The 18,904-nt window shown below is 46.7% G+C and carries 20 protein-coding genes; 10 read left to right on the top strand and 10 right to left on the bottom strand.

All coding sequences use genetic code 11. The features are described from left to right. Window positions 1-16 precede the first annotated feature (16 nt). From ACQCVE_RS04740 to ACQCVE_RS04730, 3 genes are all read left to right on the top strand, one after another. Window positions 17-1,441, top strand: coding sequence for a carbon starvation CstA family protein (locus ACQCVE_RS04740; protein ID WP_426861867.1), 1,425 nt, complete (start codon window positions 17-19; stop codon window positions 1,439-1,441). A gap of 71 nt (window positions 1,442-1,512) precedes the next feature. Beyond that, window positions 1,513-1,830: a 2-acyl-glycerophospho-ethanolamine acyltransferase gene (locus ACQCVE_RS04735; protein WP_426861865.1), complete on the top strand. Its 318-nt coding sequence runs from the start codon at window positions 1,513-1,515 to the stop codon at window positions 1,828-1,830. Window positions 1,831-1,976: 146 nt separating this feature from the next. Beyond that, window positions 1,977-2,603, top strand: a complete 627-nt coding sequence (locus tag ACQCVE_RS04730; RefSeq protein ID WP_426862127.1) for a 2OG-Fe(II) oxygenase — start codon at window positions 1,977-1,979, stop codon at window positions 2,601-2,603. A gap of 88 nt (window positions 2,604-2,691) precedes the next feature. Here ACQCVE_RS04730 and ACQCVE_RS04725 read toward each other — a convergent pair whose 3' ends face one another. The 3 genes from ACQCVE_RS04725 to ACQCVE_RS04715 form a co-directional block, all read right to left on the bottom strand. After that, window positions 2,692-4,194 carry a malate:quinone oxidoreductase gene (locus tag ACQCVE_RS04725; RefSeq protein WP_426861863.1) on the bottom strand — a complete coding sequence of 501 codons (1,503 nt, stop codon included), beginning with the start codon at window positions 4,192-4,194 and terminating at the stop codon, window positions 2,692-2,694. 288 nt (window positions 4,195-4,482) lie between these two features. Beyond that, on the bottom strand, window positions 4,483-4,728 hold the full coding sequence (locus ACQCVE_RS04720) for a YxiJ family protein (RefSeq protein ID WP_426861861.1): 246 nt from the start codon (window positions 4,726-4,728) through the stop codon (window positions 4,483-4,485). Between the two features lie 80 nt (window positions 4,729-4,808). Beyond that, complete coding sequence (locus tag ACQCVE_RS04715) at window positions 4,809-5,213, bottom strand: hypothetical protein (protein WP_426861860.1); 405 nt, start codon at window positions 5,211-5,213, stop codon at window positions 4,809-4,811. Window positions 5,214-5,460: 247 nt separating this feature from the next. Between ACQCVE_RS04715 and ACQCVE_RS04710 the strand changes: the two genes are divergently transcribed. From ACQCVE_RS04710 to ACQCVE_RS04700, 3 genes are all read left to right on the top strand, one after another. Then, window positions 5,461-6,495, top strand: a complete 1,035-nt coding sequence (locus tag ACQCVE_RS04710) for an IS1595 family transposase (protein ID WP_426861858.1) — start codon at window positions 5,461-5,463, stop codon at window positions 6,493-6,495. Between the two features lie 85 nt (window positions 6,496-6,580). Beyond that, a complete protein-coding gene (locus tag ACQCVE_RS04705; RefSeq protein WP_426861856.1) occupies window positions 6,581-7,621 on the top strand; it encodes a DUF2332 domain-containing protein in 1,041 nt (346 codons plus the stop codon). 266 nt (window positions 7,622-7,887) lie between these two features. After that, entirely contained in the window at window positions 7,888-8,808 is a 921-nt protein-coding gene (locus ACQCVE_RS04700; RefSeq protein ID WP_426861854.1) for an iron-hydroxamate ABC transporter substrate-binding protein, read from the top strand. A gap of 53 nt (window positions 8,809-8,861) precedes the next feature. Here ACQCVE_RS04700 and ACQCVE_RS04695 read toward each other — a convergent pair whose 3' ends face one another. The 7 genes from ACQCVE_RS04695 to ACQCVE_RS04665 form a co-directional block, all read right to left on the bottom strand. Beyond that, on the bottom strand, window positions 8,862-10,052 hold the full coding sequence (locus ACQCVE_RS04695) for a chromate transporter (protein ID WP_426861852.1): 1,191 nt from the start codon (window positions 10,050-10,052) through the stop codon (window positions 8,862-8,864). Between the two features lie 26 nt (window positions 10,053-10,078). After that, on the bottom strand, window positions 10,079-10,384 hold the full coding sequence (locus ACQCVE_RS04690) for a PadR family transcriptional regulator (RefSeq protein ID WP_426843252.1): 306 nt from the start codon (window positions 10,382-10,384) through the stop codon (window positions 10,079-10,081). 509 nt (window positions 10,385-10,893) lie between these two features. After that, window positions 10,894-11,031 carry a hypothetical protein gene (locus ACQCVE_RS04685; protein ID WP_426861851.1) on the bottom strand — a complete coding sequence of 46 codons (138 nt, stop codon included), beginning with the start codon at window positions 11,029-11,031 and terminating at the stop codon, window positions 10,894-10,896. Between the two features lie 9 nt (window positions 11,032-11,040). Continuing rightward, window positions 11,041-11,448 (bottom strand): hypothetical protein, encoded by a 408-nt coding sequence (locus ACQCVE_RS04680; RefSeq protein ID WP_426861849.1) that lies wholly within the window; start codon window positions 11,446-11,448, stop codon window positions 11,041-11,043. A gap of 168 nt (window positions 11,449-11,616) precedes the next feature. Further along, window positions 11,617-12,441 (bottom strand): MetQ/NlpA family ABC transporter substrate-binding protein, encoded by an 825-nt coding sequence (locus tag ACQCVE_RS04675; RefSeq protein ID WP_426843254.1) that lies wholly within the window; start codon window positions 12,439-12,441, stop codon window positions 11,617-11,619. Between the two features lie 17 nt (window positions 12,442-12,458). Next, the gene (locus tag ACQCVE_RS04670) at window positions 12,459-13,121 is read right to left on the bottom strand and encodes a methionine ABC transporter permease (protein ID WP_426843255.1); all 663 of its coding nucleotides are present in this window, start codon (window positions 13,119-13,121) and stop codon (window positions 12,459-12,461) included. Continuing rightward, window positions 13,114-13,863: a methionine ABC transporter ATP-binding protein gene (locus tag ACQCVE_RS04665; protein WP_426861848.1), complete on the bottom strand. Its 750-nt coding sequence runs from the start codon at window positions 13,861-13,863 to the stop codon at window positions 13,114-13,116. The genes ACQCVE_RS04670 and ACQCVE_RS04665 overlap by 8 nt, the downstream gene beginning before the upstream one ends. Before the next feature lie 202 nt (window positions 13,864-14,065). On the opposite strand from ACQCVE_RS04665, the gene katG reads away from it, so the two are divergent. The 4 genes from katG to ACQCVE_RS04645 all read left to right on the top strand — a co-directional run bounded on the left by katG (window position 14,066) and on the right by ACQCVE_RS04645 (window position 18,877). Continuing rightward, complete coding sequence (katG, locus tag ACQCVE_RS04660) at window positions 14,066-16,312, top strand: catalase/peroxidase HPI (RefSeq protein WP_426861845.1); 2,247 nt, start codon at window positions 14,066-14,068, stop codon at window positions 16,310-16,312. Window positions 16,313-16,417: 105 nt separating this feature from the next. After that, complete coding sequence (locus ACQCVE_RS04655; protein ID WP_426843258.1) at window positions 16,418-17,041, top strand: spore coat protein; 624 nt, start codon at window positions 16,418-16,420, stop codon at window positions 17,039-17,041. Between the two features lie 321 nt (window positions 17,042-17,362). Continuing rightward, on the top strand, window positions 17,363-17,545 hold the full coding sequence (locus ACQCVE_RS04650; RefSeq protein WP_426843378.1) for a hypothetical protein: 183 nt from the start codon (window positions 17,363-17,365) through the stop codon (window positions 17,543-17,545). Between the two features lie 291 nt (window positions 17,546-17,836). Continuing rightward, window positions 17,837-18,877 carry a zinc-binding dehydrogenase gene (locus ACQCVE_RS04645; protein ID WP_426861844.1) on the top strand — a complete coding sequence of 347 codons (1,041 nt, stop codon included), beginning with the start codon at window positions 17,837-17,839 and terminating at the stop codon, window positions 18,875-18,877. The last annotated feature ends 27 nt before the right edge of the window (window positions 18,878-18,904 follow it).

Below are 18,904 nucleotides of genomic sequence, written 5' to 3'. Positions count from 1 at the left end.
TTAGGAGGCTATGTTCATGCTTACGTTTCTTGCATCAATCGCACTGCTTATCTTAGGCTACTTGTTCTACGCAAAGGTGGTGGAGCGAATTTTCGGCATCAAGCCTGACCGCAAGACACCCGCCTACACGAAAGAGGACGGTCTTGATTATGCTCCATTGCCCTGGTGGAAGGGCTGGCTGATTCAATTATTGAATATTGCAGGATTAGGTCCTATCTTTGGCGCATTAATGGGCGCACTTTACGGGCCTGTAGCCTTCATTTGGATTGTATTCGGCTCAATTTTTGCCGGAGCGGTACATGATTATTTTTCAGGCATGATGTCACTCCGCCATAACGGAGAGCAATATCCAGCCATGATTGGGCGCTATTTAGGAAAAAACATGAAGTACGTGATCAACGTGGTCTCCCTTATCTTAATGATTTTAGTTGCAGCAGCCTTCACCGCGGGTCCTGCACAGCTGATTGCACAGGTTACACCCTTGTCGTTCGGTACGGCTCTGGTTATCATATTTGCCTATTTCCTACTAGCTACGATTTTGCCCATAAATAAAGTTATTGGTAAGATTTATCCAATATTTGGAGCAATTTTGATCTTTATGGCTTTAGCCATAGGAACAGCTCTGCTGTTTTCGGACAAACCAATCCCAGATCTGACTCTTGCCAATTTACATCCCAAGGAACTGCCGATTTGGCCGCTTCTCATGGTAACCGTATCGTGCGGAGCAATCTCAGGATTCCACTGCACGCAAAGTCCGCTTGTAGCCAGAACACTTAAAAATGAAAAAGACGGGCGCAAGGTTTTTTACGGAGCCATGATCGGGGAAGGGATCATCGCCCTTATCTGGGCCGCTGCCGGAATGACGCTCTTCAACGGCACGGGCGGATTGCAGGCTGCCATTACCGCAGGCGGACCCGCGGGGGCGGTAAACGAAATCTCCACCTCACTCTTAGGGACATTCGGGGGGATTCTTGCGATTTTAGGGGTTATCATCCTGCCCATCACAACAGGGGACACTGCTCTTCGCTCCTCGCGCATGATCCTGAGTGAAATGGTCGGCGCAAAAAAGAAAACAAACTGGAAGCAGGCCCTGCTATACTCCATTCCAGTCAGCGTTCCAGCTCTGTATTTATCTACCATCGACTACTCCTTCCTGTGGAGGTATGTCGGCTGGTCCAACCAGGTCGTGGCCGCCGTCACGCTTTGGGCAGCAACTGTCTACTGTCTGCAAAAAGGGAAATTCCATTGGATATGCGGAATTCCAGCGATGTTCATGACCGCTGTCGTGACCACCTATATTTTCTATGCTCCGGAGGGATTCGGCTTAGACTATACGCTTTCCATGATTCTTGGGTCGATTCTTACTTTAGCCGTTGGGGTTTGGTATGTTTATCAGATTCGCCACTATAAGCAGCCGATGGAAGCCGGAGCTGCCGCTTGATTTTTAACCAGAGCCCTTTTGGGGCTCTGGTAATTTTATTGAAACAGCAGCTAAGAACGGAGTGGGGAAGAATGACCAGGAAAAACTTGCGTGGATTTACAACCATTTCTTTTGGCATCGCTCTGTGTGTCATCATCGTATTACCCGTTTCGGTTTGCACAGCCTTTATGGCGATAGACAAACCAGCAGAGCGCTTCATTCAAACACTGGCAGCCTTTACATTTTTTCTTTCTATTGTTGGCATCCCCTTGAGCATCACATCGATGTTCAGCAAAGAAAATCCTGTGAAAAGAGTGTTTGCTCTGATTGTTAATCTCTCTCCCCTGTGCCTGCTTCTGTTCGTGCTGATAGCAGAGTTTGCAGATGAATTCCTTCGGACAGCGCCTTAAACTCAAAAAAATTTCCATATCTTCTAAAATATATAAACAAATCCCCCTCCAAAGGTGGTAAACTCATATCAACAGTCAGACCCTCCATCCGTTTAATGTAAGCGTTTTCGAAAATACAAAGATAAAAAGGTTGATGAAAATTGGCAATGCAGATTAAGGAATCATCCATTTTCAATCACAGCGGGAATAAAATCAAAACCGAAGACCGGGAGATTTCAATTCTTGCAAAGCTCGGGGAGCCAATGATTGCGGTGTTGGGAAATGTTTTGAGTGACGGGGAATGCTCGGAGCTCATCCGCCTTTCACAGGATACAATGAACCGCTCTAAAATCGGATCGCACCGGGAAGTGAGCGACCTAAGAACGAGCAGCAGCACGTTTCTTCCAGAAATGGATCATGGTGTGACAGCACGGGTTGAAAAGCGGATCGCCCAGATTATGAATGTTCCGGAGAGTCATGGCGAGGGGCTTCATATCCTAAACTATAAAACGGGCGAAGAATACAAAGCCCATTTCGACTACTTCAAAAAGGAAACCAGCAACCCGAGAATCAGCACTCTTGTTATGTACTTAAACGATGTAGAAGAAGGCGGAGAAACGTATTTCCCCCACCTGAAGCTTTCCATCACCCCGCAAAAGGGGATGGCCGTTTACTTTGAATACTTCTATCAGGATCCCGCTCTCAACGAATTAACCCTGCACGGTGGCGCTCCAGTCCTCTCCGGAGACAAATGGGCAGCAACAATGTGGGTGCGGAGAAAGCAATACCGGTGAAAAAAGCCAGGCAAAACCCCGGAAATGGAGGGTTTGCCTGGCTTTTGTTATGGATGATCAATCGTTCTTTGCTTTTCAACCCTAAGGTTTAACTGAGGACCAGTTTTTTTTTACTTAACTGAAGCGTTTCCGCGGTTGATGTAAAAATCTCATCAAACAGGCCGGGATTCTCTGTCAGGGAAAGTCCATAGGACGGGATCATTTCTTTAATTTTCGGGCTCCAGTCAAACATATGCTCAGGGAAGCACTTTTCCAACACCTCAAGCATGACATGAACAGCTGTCGAAGCACCAGGAGAAGCGCCAAGCAGGGCAGCAACCGTACCATCCGCTGCACTGACAACCTCCGTCCCGAACTGAAGAGTCCCCTTGCCGCCGGTTTCCGTATCCTTTATTACCTGCACGCGCTGTCCCGCAACTACTGTATGCCAATCCCTGCTTTTGGCATTCGGAATAAACTCGCGCAGCTCCTCCATGCGTTTTTCATTTGAGAGCAGAACCTGCTGGATCAAATACTTCGTCAACCCCATCTCCTTCATTCCTGCAGCCAGCATCGTAAACAGGTTATTCGGCTTAACCGATCCAATCAGATCAAAATTGGAGCCGGTCTTCAGAAATTTTGGCGAAAAGCCTGCAAACGGTCCAAAAAGCAAGGACTTCTTGCCCTCTATGTACCGCGTATCAAGATGCGGGACAGACATAGGCGGTGCGCCGACCTTTGCTTTTCCATATACCTTCGCATGATGCTGTTCAACGACCTCCGGATTGCTGCAGACCAGGAACAGACCGCTGACCGGAAAGCCTCCAATTTGTCTGGACTCAGGGATTCCGGTTTTTTGCAGCAGCGGCAGGCTGCCGCCCCCGCCGCCGATAAACACAAATTTTGCCGTATGGTATTCAACTTGGCCGGTCTCCCCATTATGAACCTTAAGCTCCCACAATCCCTCACTGTTCCGTTTCAGGTCCTTCACACTATGCCTATAGCGGATATCCACGCTTTGGCCCTGCAGATAGTCAAACAAACTCCGGGTCAACGCTCCAAAATTTACATCCGTTCCTGAATCAATCTTTGTGGCTGCAATCGAATCATTGGACTTGCGGCCATTCATAACCAGCGGCATCCATTCCTTCAGCGTTTCACGATCCTCAGAAAACTCCATTCCCTGGAACAGAGGGCTATTTGACAGCGCTTTAAATCGCTTTCTCAAAAAAGCAACATTCTTTTCACCCTGAACCATGCTCATATGCGGAATCGGCATAATAAAATCCTTCGGCTGATGAATCCTGCTGTTTTTTACAAGATACGCCCAAAACTGACGCGAAAGCTGAAACTGCTCATTAATGGTAATGGCTTTGGAAATATCAATCGTTCCGTCCGGTTTTTCAGATGTATAATTAAGCTCGCACAGCGCCGCATGGCCCGTACCCGCATTATTCCACTCATTCGAGCTCTCTTCACCCGCTTTGCCGAGCTTCTCAAACACCTTAATATCCCATTCAGGCGCCAATTCTTTCAGCAGCGAACCAAGCGTTGCGCTCATCACTCCAGCACCAATTAAAATAACATCCGTCTTTTTCTGCATGCTGCTCATTATGATCTTCCTCATCCCCTATAGTTGTAAAAAGAGCGGGCAAGCCCGGACTCTTAAAGAATCTCACACTCACAAAAACCAGTCTAAGTAAACGTCCTATTAACTGATAATTATAAACTATTTTGAAGTAATTAAAAAGTTAGAATTTGGTCAGGGTGACATTGTTTCCTAAATCTTCGCTCTGTTAAGCTTGGCTGCTGATTCGTTCGCTTATCCTTGACCCGTAATTTTACAGAGATGCAGCTGAACTTTAATGATAGAGCCCTCAATTGAAAACTTTCAACTAGGTTAAACAATACCTAACATTAGCTTTCTTACTTTTTCATACCCTTCTAACTCTCTTTTAAAGTCTGGATAATTGTTTATCGAGATTTTTAACAGATCATTATGTGGATAAAGAGAGAAAAAGTCTTTATTTAACAGATTTCTTTGGTTTTTTGGCCTCTTATTATTATCTACCGCGTGCGGAATTATATTTATTATTTCCTTAGTATAAAGGTTTTGAAGCTGGTTCAATTGATCAAGGTGTTTCATTATTTTTCACTGCCCTTTTAATTTTCAGTTTTTTATATCTAAGGTAAAGTTGTGCTCGAATAAAGTACAAACTTTACTATTTAATCGTTATTAAACTTCAATTGTTCTTCGATGTACCCTTTCAACTCTACTTCTATATCTTCGTATGATTCATCAAGCAGCTCCCCTGCAATTCTACTTCCAGGAATTTTCATTGAAATTGGCATACCCATGAAATAACGGTCGCATTCCCAAATATTAATGATATACAAATCAGTATGCTCACCGTTTTCATCAGATATTCCAATAGAGATTGAGGAACTGTATCCAGGATGAAAAGGGTCATTCCCAAGTCTGTCATATCCAACATCAAAATCTAAACCTTTCTTTTTAAAAACAGATTTATTCTCGTCTAACAGCTTTTCAATTAAATCTTTTAATGCCGCTTCATTATTTTTAATCTTTTCTTTTAGATCTAAAGTGAATTCTTTTTCTGCATATTTCATTTATTAACCCCACAGTTTCTTTAAGGAATAGGCGTATAATCATGCGTCAGCACCTCATCTATTAAGATACTTGTCTATTTCCTTGATTGTATTTTAACTTCCATGCTCTTCCGCCATTTCCTCCTTCGACCATCCCACCCCCCACCTTTATTCTAAAAGCTATGTTAAAGGATAATGTTGTTATTTGCCGAAACGGAACATTTGTTCTATAATTAGTTTATAAGAACAAGTATGGGTGGGGTTCGGAATGGCATTGAAGGATATTATAAAAGAGATACAAAAATTAACCACCGAAGAACAACTGCGGTTAAAAAACTTTTTCCTAAAAACACTTGCCTCTTATTCTGCAAGTGAGCCTATCTTTAAAGATATATCTGAACAGAAACATAAAGATGGATACACCTGCATACATTGCCATTCCATCAACGCTGTCCGATTTGGAAAATATCGAATTAAAGCGGGAGCGAAAGTTGTTCAACGCCAGAGGTACCGCTGCAAGGACTGTGGAAAAACATTTACGGATGTAACCAATACCCCGTTAAAGGGAACCCACCTTCCTCATAAATGGCTTGATTTTATCCAATGTATGATTGATGGGTATTCATTACGTAAGTCATCAGAGCTAATCGGAGTTCATTACGTCACCCTGTTCTACTGGCGTCACAAGGTTTTATCCGCTTTGAAACAGATGGACATTGAACATTTTTCGGGTATCGTCGAAATGGACGAGACCTATTTCCTGTACTCTGAAAAAGGGAAACGGAAGATAATTGGTCGTAAAGCACGCAAGCGTGGTGGTGCTTCTCGATTCCGTGGCATCAGCAAGGAACAGGTCTGCGTCTTGGTTGCAAGAGACCGCCAAAAGCAAACTTTCTCAAAAGTGTTGGGGAGAGGTCGCGTCGTTAAATCGGAACTTGAACAAGCAATCGGTTCCAAGTTATCCACTTCAAATACCCTTTGCACGGATGCCTGGAGGGCTTTCAAATCCTATGCAAAGGAAAAAGAAATCGAGCATTACACATTCAAATCCGATGGAAAAGAACGGGTAAAAGGGCTTTACCATATCCAAAATGTAAATAACTATCACAGCCGCTTAAAGGGATGGTTGAAGCGTTTTAATGGTGTGGCGACGAAGTATCTCGACCATTATTTGAGCTGGTTTCTGTTTCTGGATGTAATCCGCTTCCGAAACAACTCTACAACCGTAAATAAGATGATTGTCGATAGCTGCTTATTTCCGACCGTTGCCACTTATGATAAATTAAGGTTATCTACATTCTGAGTTTCATAAACCTTGTTCAACTAACGTGGCAGGATAGCTTATTTAGAAACATAGAAACAAAGAAACATTAGGGGAGGCATATTTTATGTTAAATAAAGAGGTATTGTCTCAAAAGTTTACGAATTTTGCCAAAAATGAATGCAAAGATTCAAGTGGATTATACGAATTTTTAGCATTAGAAATTGCTAAAGATAATGAACTATTAGAACTTTGCACGAATGCACGTAATGGACAACCAGTTCCAAACTTACTTTTCGGTGCTGTACATTACCTTCTGTTAAAAGGATACAATCACAAATTAAAAGACTTTTACCCAAGCATTGTGATTGAAGCTAAACCACCTAGCCAGTCGTTTGAATACTTTAAAGAATTTTGCATAATAAACAAAAATGAACTAATACAGCTTTTACAAACGAAACTTGTCCAAACAAATGAGGTACGAAGATGTGCTTACCTTTATCCCCTTTTTTGTTTAATTTACGAACAAACGAAAAAGCCGTTAGCTCTTATTGAAATCGGTACAAGTGCTGGTTTACAACTTCTTTGGGATAAGTATTCCTATTCATACAATACAAATGAAGTTGTTGGAAACAAACAGTCAAGATTACATATCACTTCAGAGTTAAAAGGTGAAACAACACTATATCCATTCTTAGCCCCACCACCAGTGGCAACAAGAGTGGGAATAGATTTAAATACAGTTGATTTAACCGATGAGGAAGAATATTTGTGGTTAAAATCCTTAATATGGACTGAACACAAAGAAAGACTAATGATGTTTGAAAGAGCAGCTAGTTATATTAAGGAATGTCCAGTTCAATTGGTTGAAGGAGACGGGGTATCTTTATTGAGCGAGATTGTTAACAGTGTGTCAAATGAAAGTACCGTTTGTATTTTCCATACACACGTAGCGAATCAAATGCCAATAGAGACAAGAAAACAACTTTTAAGCATTGTTGAATCACTTGGAAAGGACCGAGATGTTTTTCATATCTACAATAATATCCAGGATAGAGACCTACATCTAGATTTTTATTTAAATGGAGTGGAACATAAACAGACAGTAGCCGAAACAGAAGGTCATGGTAAGTGGTTTAAATGGTTACTTCAAAGTGAAATACAATGAAAATAATTAGACATTAAAAGTTACTTGTTAAACTAACGGGTGCCAATCTTCATTAAGAATTTAAAACAAGGACCCCAAATCGGGTCCTTGTTTTATGGTCATTTATCAACAATATTATTTAACATAGCTATTCTAAAAGATAGCAGATTGACAATTAACAAAAATCCTTTTATAGTTAAAAAGCAGCATAATTGAAAATGATTATCATTATTAATATCAGGAAGCCTATGGTTTTCCTGCATTTCATTTAAAAGGAGAAACGAAAGATGAAGAAACTTTTAGTTCCGGTGTTTTTAATGCTAGTTCTTGTTATTAGTGCCTGCGGGAAGGGAGAGGCCCCTGAGAAGGAGGCTGCTTCAGGCTCAAAGGAACCTGAATTTATAACTTATCAATCAGAGACGGGTGCCGTTGAAGTTCCGGCAGATCCGAAGAGGGTTGTTTTGCTTTCTGGCTTTACAGGCAATGTGCTGGATCTCGGAGTGAATGTGGTCGGAGTGGACGTATGGTCTAAGAACAATCCGACGTTTTCAAAGGAATTGAAGGATGTTGAGGAAGTTTCAGACGAAAATCTGGAAAAGATTATTGAGCTGGATCCGGATCTAATTATAGGCTTATCCAATATTAAGAACGCAGATAAATTGAAGGAAATTGCACCGACGGTTACGTATACATGGGGCAAGCTTGATTATTTGAGCCAGCATGTTGAAATCGGCAAGCTGCTGAATAAAGAAAAAGAAGCGCAGGCGTGGGTTGATGATTTTAAAAAGCGGGCAGAAGCAACGGGAGATGAAATCCGCGGGAAAATCGGGGAGGATGCAACCGTGTCCGTCATTGAAGCCTTTGGTAAAGACCTTTACGTCTATGGCGCTAACTGGGCGCGCGGAACGGAAATTCTCTACCAGGCTATGGATTTAAAAATGCCTGAAAAAGTGAAGGAGGACGCAGAAAAAGCGGGCTATTACACCATTTCCGCCGAAGTGCTTCCGGAATACGCCGGAGATTATGTCATTTTAAGCAAGTACTCGGATGCCGATACCTCCTTTGAGGAAACGGAAACGTTCAAAAACATCCCGGCTGTGAAAAATGGCCAGGTTTATGAAATGAAAGGGGAAGGCGCCTCCTTCAGTGACCCGGTCACTCTTGAGAAGCAGCTATCCTTCATTAAAGAGTCCTTTCTCGGCAACTAAAACTATTTGAGGAATTCCACTGCGGAATTCCTCTTTTTTGCCTTAGCCGAACATTAGATTAACGCAAGGAGTGTGCCGCCTGCCGCTCCTGCCGCGACAATAAGCCAGGGCGGAAGCTTCCAGTAGACCAGCATACTGAACAGGACTGCAGCTAATGCAAAATCGACTGGCTCCAGGATGGAGCTCGTCCAGATCGGCTGGTAAAAGGCCGAAATTAAAATTCCAACTACAGCCGCATTTACGCCCATCAACGCCCCTCTTACTTTAGGGCTTCGGCGCAGGCTGTTCCAGAAAGGAAGTGTTCCGGCGATCAATAGAAAGGCCGGCAGGAAAATGGCGGCTGTGGCGAACAAGCCCCCAGTCCATCCACCCATAACCGCACCGAGATAGGCGGCGAAGGTGAACAGCGGTCCCGGAACGGCCTGGGCAGCTCCGTACCCCGCAAGAAACGCCTCTTCACTAACCCATCCGGTTGGCACAAATTCCCGTTCAAGCAGAGGCAGCACAACGTGTCCTCCCCCAAAAACGAGGGCTCCGGAACGGTAGAAGCTGTCAAACATCGCCACCCATTGGAGCGAGGTCACCTCTCTCAAAATCGGAAGCAGAATAAGCAAGCCAAAAAACAGCGTCAAGCATACTGCAGCAAAACCGCGTGAGATCGGAAAACGGAACGGTTCATCCGATTCTGCCTGCTCGTTCCTGTAAAGGAGAAAACCAAACAAGGCCGCTAAAAGGATTACCCCAACCTGAGTGAAGGCCGTCTGCCACAGCAAGGTCACAACGAGCGCAGCCAGGGCAATCGCCTTTCGTTTTAAGTCGGGCGTCAATTTTTCAGCCATCCCTATAATGGCATGTGCCACCACTGCCACAGCAACGAGCTTCAGCCCATGAAGCCAGCCCGCACCGCTAACATCAAAGCCCTGAACAGCCAAGGCAAACAGGATAAGAACCGCAACAGACGGCAAGGTGAAGCCAAGGAACGAAACGATCCCCCCTAAAACTCCCGCCCGCATAAAGCCGATGCCGATTCCCACCTGGCTGCTGGCAGGCCCGGGCAAAAACTGACAAAGAGCCACTAAATCCGCATAGCTCTTTTCATCCAGCCACTTCCTGCGGCGAACGTACTCCTCATGAAAGTACCCTAAATGGGCAACCGGACCGCCGAAGGATGTGAATCCCAATCTGGCTGATACCATCAAAATTTCCAGCAGTGACCCCAGCAGGCTTTTCTTCGATTTTTGCATGTCGGTTTCCTCCAAATCTGCATATGCTATTTGATCTCTTTAAGCAATTCGTACGCCTTGTCTCTCGCTTCAGCAAGAACCCTGTTTCCTTTTTCCGTCGTCCGGTAATACTTTCGTATTTTCCCTTCGACCTTCCTCTGTTCCTTCCACAGCAGCCCATCCGTTTCCATCGAATGCAGGATCGGATATAGCGTCCCGGAGCTGATGCTGTAGCCATGCTCTCTTAGCTCCTGCGCCATCCAAGCTCCAAATATCGGCTGCTCCATCGCATGATGCAAAATATGAATCTGAATAAACCCAAGAAACAGCTTTCGTACTACTTTATCCTCCACACGTACACCCCTTGTATCGAAAAGCAATATCGGTTTTCTATAATGGATCATACCACGGTTCTGCCGCCATTGCTGCCTGATTTACAGAAACTTTACATGGTGGGGGGGATGGTGGTTGTTTCGATGTTTGTCTGACATTCTTGTCTGACATGGGCTCGTTTTCCTCGTTTGTCTGACATTCTTGTCTGACATGGGGCTCGTTTTCCTCGTTTGTCTGACATGGGGCTCGTTTCGACGTTTGTCTGACATTCTTGTCTGACATGGCGCTCGTTTTTCCGTTTGTCTGACATGGCGCTCGTTTCCCTGTTTGTCTGACATTCTTGTCTGACATGGGGCTCGTTTCCTCGTTTGTCTGACATCCTTGTCTGACATGGCGCTCCTTCACCTCGTTTGTCTGACATCCTTGTCTGACATGGCGCAATTTTCCTCGTTTGTCTGACATCCTTGTCTGACATGGCGCTCGTTTCCTCGTTTGTCTGACATCCTTGTCTGACATGGGGCTCGTTTCCTCATTTGTCTGACATCCTTGTCTGACATGGCGTTCGTTTCCCCGTTTGTCTGACATTCTTGTCTGACATGGCGCTCGTTTTCCCGTTTGTCTGACATCCTTGTCTGACATGGCGCTCGTTTCCACGTTTGTCTGACATCCCGCTCGTTCACCCCCTTTGTCTGACATCCTTGTCTGACATGGCGCTCGTTTCCACGTTTGTCTGACATCCCGCTCGTTCACCCCCTTTGTCTGACATCCTTGTCTGACATGGCGCTCGTTTCCACGTTTGTCTGACATCCTTGTCTGACATGGCGCTCGTTTTCCTCATTTGTCTGACATCCTTGTCTGACATGGCGCTCGTTTCCACGTTTGTCTGACATCCCGCTCGTTCACCCCCTTTGTCTGACACCCTTGTCTGACATGGCGTTCGTTTCCCCGTTTGTCTGACATTCTTGTCTGACATGGCGCTCGTTTTCCTCGTTTGTCTGACATCCTTGTCTGACATGGCGCTCGTTTCCACGTTTGTCTGACATCCTTGTCTGACATGGCGCTCGTTTCCTCGTTTGTCTGACATCCCGCTCGTTCACCCCCTTTGTCTGACATACTTGTCTGACAAACCGCTCGTTTTCCCCGCTTGTCTGACATTCTTGTCTGACAAAGCCCCCTCCATCTCCCCGTTTTCCAAAAACCCACCACCACACCCAAAAAAAGAGCGATCCCACAATGGAATCGCTCTTTTGCATTACTTAAACGCCGGTATGGCGGTTTCGTCGTATTTTTCTTCGAGGAACTTGCGCACTTCGGGACTGGTCATGGCTTTGCCGAGCTTTTGGATGGGCTCTGAGTCTGCGTTGTCCTTGCGGGCGACTAGGCTGATGGCAAAGTCGTTTTCGACGCCTTCGGTCAGGAGTGCGTCGCTTTTCGGGGTCAGTCCGAGTGGAGCCGCGTAGGCTGGTGTCATGATGACGGCATCTGTGTCGTCATAGGTTCTGGCGAGCATCAGCAGGTCTACTTCCTTGAATTGAAGGTTTTTTGGGTTTTCTTTGATGTCTGCTTTCGTGTAATAGACGTCTTTTTTCTCTCCTAATGTAAGGACTTCATGCTGGGCCAGGAGGGAAAGCGAGCGGTCGATGTTGGATACATCGTTGGCGATGGCCACGGTAGCTCCTTCCGGCAGGTCTTCTATAGACTTATGGTTTTTAGCGTATACTCCGTAATTTGCGAAGTAGATCGGCTTCACCAAGACGAGCTCTGATTGGTTGTTGCGGTTATACTGCTCCATGTACGGCACGTGCTGGAAGAAGTTCGCATCGACTTCCTTTGCTGCCAGGGCGTTGTTTGGCTGGACATTGTCGCTTAGTACGACCGTTTCAAGGGTAATCCCTTCTTCAGCGAGCTTTGGCTTGACGAGCTCAAGAATTTCCGTCATCGGGGGGATGAGGGAGGCGACCTTTAGGGTCACTTTTTCCTGTTTTGGCTCCTCTTTGTTTTCTTCTGCCTGGTCCGCTTGACCGCAGCCTGCGAGCATCAGGAATAGCGCTGTCATTAAAACGATTAATTTTTTCATGGTTTTCCTCCAACTGTTTATCGTTTATCGATCATTCTTGCAGTGCTCATTCCGATAAATTGAACGAGCTGCACGAGAATGACCATTATGATGATCATGTACATCATTAAGTCTGTTTTAAATTGCTGATAGCCATACCGGATGGCGAAGTCTCCAATCCCGCCGCCGCCGACAACTCCCATGATGGTCGAGTAGGAGATAAAGCTGATCACGGATGTCGTTAAGCCGAGAACGAGGCCGGAGCGGGCTTCCACGAACAGAAATTTGAAAACAATCTGCCTGACGGAGGCTCCCATCGAGACGGCCGCTTCCAAGATCCCTTTTGGAACGTCCAGCAAGGATTGCTCGACGAGCCGGGAATAATGCGCAACCGCAATGACCGAGAGCGGAATGGTGGCAGCCGCGGTGCCGATGGCCGTGCCGATGACCCACCTTGTAAAGGGAATGAGAAAAACGACCAGCAATAAAAACGGGAACGAACGAATGATATTGACGAGCAAATTCAGGGTCGAGAAAACAAACCGGTTCTCAAGGAGCTGGCCTTTTCTGCATAAGAAAAGAAGGGTGCCAGCGGGGAGTCCGAGAAGCACTGCTGCGAGGATTGAGATCCCCACCATGACGAACGTTTCCCCTATCGCCTGCCAGATTTCTGTTCCATATAGAGTCAGTACTTCAGGCATGACCGGCTTCACCGTCCCTTGTCAGTTCATCGACAAAATATTGTGCACTGTTTTCTTTATACTGAATCCCTTTTGGCTCGTTTTCGACCGTTTTATAAATCTCTCCCTCAGCCATGATCGTCACACGGCTGCAGATGCTTTTAATGACATCCATTTCGTGACTGACGATGACTATCGTTACGCCGAGGCTTTTATTGATTTCCTCCAATACCCCAAGCAGCTCAGCTGTTGTACGGGGATCCAGCGCGGAGGCCGGCTCGTCGCACAGCAAAACCTGGGGCCTGTTCGCGAGTGCCCGGGCAATGGCGACGCGCTGCTTTTGTCCGCCGCTCAGCTGAGAAGGATATTGGCTGGCATAGCTTTTAAGCCCTACAAATTGAAGGCATTCCAGCACACGGCCCTGCCGCTCTTTCTTTGGAACACCCGCAAGCTCCAGGGATACGGCGACATTATCGTAAACCGTCTTGTTTGAGGCAAGATGGAAATGCTGAAAAATCATCCCGATCGATTGCCGGGCCTCCCTGAGCTGCCTGCTGTTCATCCCGGTGAGCGTTTGCCCGTTTACTGAAACTTCTCCTTCGTCAGGCTGCTCCAGTACATTCATCAGCCGCAGCAGCGTGGACTTTCCCGCTCCGCTGGCGCCGATGATTCCGTGGACTTCCCCTTGATGAATCGTTAAAGACACAGACTTGACAGCCTGAAACTGTGCAAAACGTTTACTCACTTTGTCCAAAATAATCACAAAAAAACCCCTTTCTAGGGATAGAGGGTGACGGCAGTGCTTCAAATTATAGCTCAATTAGGCAAGGTTGTCATTCCAGCGGGTTTTTCCGAAACACTTCTCGCTTTGAATAACCGGTCTTGTCCTCTATAATTAAATTATCACAATTATCAATCTCTTAGTCTTTGCGAATGCGATGTTTAAAACAGGGAGGAAATGAAAAATGGAAAGCAATCATAGGCCCGACCAGAAAGAACATACGTCTGCAGGACAGTGTCCTGTCACTCATCACAAAGACAGTGCCATTACGACATCAAATGCTCCCGGCGGAACGACGAACAGAGACTGGTGGCCGAACCAGCTGAACCTTTCCGTTCTGCGCCAGCATGACCGGAAGTCCAACCCGATGGGCGAGGATTTCGATTACCGGGCTGAATTTTCAAAGCTCGATTATGATGCGCTAAAGGAAGATCTTCATTCACTCATGACTGACAGCCAGGAATGGTGGCCGGCTGACTACGGCCACTACGGTCCTTTCTTTATCCGGATGTCCTGGCACGCGGCAGGTACATACCGGACAGCTGACGGGCGCGGAGGCGGCGCATCAGGCTCGCAGCGCTTTGCCCCGCTGAACAGCTGGCCGGATAACGTCAATCTCGATAAAGCACGGCGCCTGCTGTGGCCGATCAAACAAAAATACGGAAATAAAATTTCCTGGGCGGACCTTTTGGTGCTGACCGGAAACGTAGCGCTTGAGTCCATGGGATTGAAAACCTTTGGCTTTGCCGGAGGACGCGAAGACATCTGGCATCCGGAGGAGGATGTGTATTGGGGTACGGAAAAGGAATGGCTCGCTGATAACCGCTACTCCGGCGACCGGGAATTGGAGGATCCGCTTGCAGCCGTACAGATGGGCCTCATCTATGTAAATCCGGAAGGTCCGAACGGAAAGCCGGATCCGCTTGGAAGCGCCCGCGATATCCGGGATACCTTCGGACGCATGGCAATGAACGACGAAGAAACAGTGGCCCTTATCGCAGGCGGTCATACCTTCGGGAAGGCTCACGGAGCAGGAGATCCATCCCATGTAGGTGATGATCCGGAAGCGGCTACGCTTGAAACCCAGGGTCTTGGCTGGATCAGCACATACGGAAGCGGAAAAGGACGGGATACGATTTCAAGCGGTGTGGACGGCGCGTGGACGACCAATCCGACGAAATGGGATAACGGCTACTTTGACCTGCTGTTTGGGTATGAGTGGGAATTGACGAAGAGTGCAGCGGGCGCTTATCAATGGACCCCTGTCGATATGACCGAGGAGCATATGGCCCCGGACGCTGAGGATCCTTCCATCCGGGTTAAGACGATGATGTCAACAGCGGATATGGCGCTGCGGATGGATCCGGAATACGGGAAAATTTCCCGCCGGTTCCATGAAAACCCTGAAGAGTTTGCCGATGCGTTTGCCAGGGCATGGTTCAAGCTTCTGCACCGCGATATGGGACCAAGAGTCCGCTATATGGGTCCTGAGGTTCCGGAAGAAGAGTTAATCTGGCAGGATCCTGTTCCAGCCGTTGATTATGAGCTTTCTCAAGCAGAAATACAGGACCTGAAAGAAAAAATCCTGAGCTCGGGATTAACGGTGAGCGAGCTAGTCAAGACAGCCTGGGCTTCCGCGAGCACCTATCGCTTTTCAGATATGCGCGGCGGGGCGAATGGTGCCCGTATTCGTCTTGCTCCCCAAAAAGACTGGGAAGCAAACGAGCCGGAACAGCTCTCCAAGGTTCTCGATGTGTACGAGAGCATCCAAAGCCAGCTTGACAAAAACGTCAGCCTCGCCGATTTAATTGTCCTCGGCGGAAATGCAGCCGTTGAAAAAGCCGCCAGAGATGCAGGCTTTGACTTAGCGGTGCCATTTAATCCCGGCCGCGGCGATGCGTCCGAGGAACAAACCGATGCTGTAAGCTTCGATGTGTTAGAGCCTGTATCAGACGGCTTCCGTAACTACCAGAAAAAAGAATACTCAACAAGCCCGGAAGAAATGCTGATCGATAAAGCGCAGCTGCTTGGCCTGACCGCTCCGGAAATGACGGTTCTTGTCGGAGGCTTGCGTGTACTCGGCGCAAACTATGGCGGCACCAATCACGGAGTATTCACCGACCGCACCGGTGCGCTCACAAACGACTTCTTCATCAGCCTGCTCGATATGGGCATTGAATGGAAAGAAGCAGGCTTCAACCAATACGAGGGCCGCGACAGAAAAACAGGTGAGGTCGTCCGTACGGCTACACGCTTCGATCTCGTCTTCGGTTCCAATTCTGTCCTTCGGGCGCTCGCAGAGGTCTACGCGCAGGACGATAACAAAGAGAAATTCGTCCGCGACTTTATCTCGGCCTGGACGAAGGTGATGGACGCCGACCGTTTTGATCTTAAATACACGAATCAACTCGTAACCGCCAATCAAGCATAATGAAAAGCACCTTATCCGAATCGGGTAAGGTGCTTTTTTATATACATAGTTACGGGAAACGGGGAAACGATAGAACTGAATCTTATTTCGCCAGGAGGGAAACCGATGCAAAATCAAAACATCAGCCAGCCCGGACAGCAGCCCGCTCCCGGCATGCAGCCAGCTGCATCAAAGGATCACGGGGGCCATGAGCTATTCGATGCCCATGAAGTCATCGCCGGAATCATCACGATGCTTGATCAATACCAGATGTACGAGCAGCACATGAAGGACCCCGAGCTCAAAGATATCGCCCAGCGCCAGACAGCATTCGTGACCCAAATGTACAACACGATCGTTGATGCGTTCTCAACCGGCCAAAAGCCGGCTGTCTCCACCCAGGTATACAAAATGACCCAAAACAACGACACCGTATACGGAGTAAAGCCCGGCCAGCCTAAAAAGCCGAACCAATCCGTATCCGAGCTCTCCGATCAGGGCCTGTCTGCGTACATGCTCAGCAACACGAAATCACTGGCCACCCTGCTCGCCATGACCGCACTCGAGATGACCAATCCCGTCCTCCGCCGCGTCATCGCCGACAGTGTCCCGAATTTTATCGAGCTAAGCTACGAAATCTTCCTTTATCAAAACAAGCACGGCTACTACCAGGTCCCGCAATTGATGCAGCAGGACATGAATGCGATGCTGAACAGCTATGGGAAAGCACCAGGAAACAGGGTGCATTGATGCTTGAGACCGGGCCTTTTGGGGTCCGGTTTTTTATATGCACAGCAATAGGGAAATTAGAGATAGCTACCATAATAAACTATCACGATTAGATTTAATGGTTTTATTTCCATATCTCCACTGAACATACCTTTTCTTCTTGTTGTATTTTTTACAAAACGTTACAATTATCACAGTGCAAAAAAAAAGAACGACATTCATAGACATTTTATCAAGGCTTATTAGATCCGGTTATTTATTTTCCGAAAATTAGGAGTTACCCTCGTGACTCTGCCGTAACCAGAACAGTATGAAACCATATTACGAATCGAGGTGAATGAATTGAACAACATGTTGATGGGATTTATCTTTGTTTTAAGCGGTATTACATTCTTACTGTTATCCTTAACAATAAGTATGCCGTCCGTATTATGGGCCGTTTCACTCGGAACAAGCATTATCTTGAATATTTCAGGTACAGCCTTGTTTATGCAGTATATGAAAGAAGCAAAGGAGAGCTACTGATTCAAGGTGTAACCTCATATGTTGAACGTGAACGGTACCCAAGATATTAAAGGCAGGCAGATACATGTTACCCCGCTCTGCCACCGATCATAAATGATCGTACATAAAGAATGAAAAACATTGTGCTTAGCTGATGCTAAGCTTTTTTATACTTAAATTTCAGGGTTAACCCCCTTCTAAAGCTATGGTTTAAGAAGAATTTGAACATAACTAATGAGAAGAGTGCGTTATATCCCTTGTATAAGGGTATACATGCTGCATAAGAAACGTTAACTCAAAGGAGACCATCCAATGAAAGCAGTTCAAGTAACGGGCTACGGCGGTGTAGATAAGCTGGAGCTGGTGGAACAGGCCATTCCGGAACCAAAGGAGAATGAAGTACTAATTCAGGTAAAGGCTTGCGGTATGAATAATACGGAGATCTGGATGAGAGAAGGGGCTTACGGGACAGAAGCAAAGTCGGGCTGGAAGCCGAACGGCGTGCATTTCCCCCGGACTCCGGGTTCAGATACTGCAGGGGTGATTGTAAAAGCGGGAAAAGCGGTCGATGATGCTTTGATTGGCAAGGATGTGGTCCTTTTTCCTTTCACGTCGGGAGGTGAGAACGGGCTTGAGCATATTTCTGAAGATATGTCGTTCATCGGTTCAGAGTACGATGGAGGCTATGCGGAGTATGTGGTGTGGCCTGCCAGTCTATGCTTTGAAATGCCTCTTCCAAGCTATACGGAAAGTGCCGTGTTTTCGGTTAGCGGCTTAACAGCCTGGCATATGGCGGAGCAAATTAAGATTCAGCCCGGGGAAACCGTTATGGTCACAGGTGCAAACGGGGGAGTGGGTTCCTTAAACGTTCAAATCGCCTCCAGCGTCTTCGGTGCAAAGGTTATTGCCATAGTCGGCGACTTGGCATTAGAGGAAAGGATGAAAGACTTGGGGGCCGCCCATGTGCTTTCCTATAAGTCCGAGAGGCTTGCTGAAGAGATTTTAGAGGTGAATGGCGGTCCAATTGATTCTGTTCTGGACGTTGTAGGAGATTCCCTGTTCGCCATCTCCCTGCAGGTCCTGAAGAATGGCGGGAAGTTCTGTACATCCGGTTCAGCCGGGGGCCAGAAGACAGAGCTTGATTTCAGAGTGTTATATTTAAAGCACATTACCCTTTACGGCTCCGTTTTAGGGACGAGGGAGGAATTCGGACGGATGCTCCGCGCCATCAGCGAAAGGAAAATCAAGCCGGTCATTGACCGTACGTTTCCCTTAGAAGAGGCAAAGGAAGCGCAGACCTATTTTAAACAGTCTGGGAAAACCGGAAAGATTGTGCTGCTTCCCGGGAATTGAACCCAACAGAAAAACTCGTCACCATGT

Source organism: Metabacillus sp. 113a (assembly GCF_050107635.1).
In the GTDB taxonomy this organism is placed as follows: domain Bacteria; phylum Bacillota; class Bacilli; order Bacillales; family Bacillaceae; genus Metabacillus_B.
The sequence above is the reverse complement of the archived record's forward strand: the minus strand, read 5'-3'. Positions and strand labels throughout refer to the sequence as shown.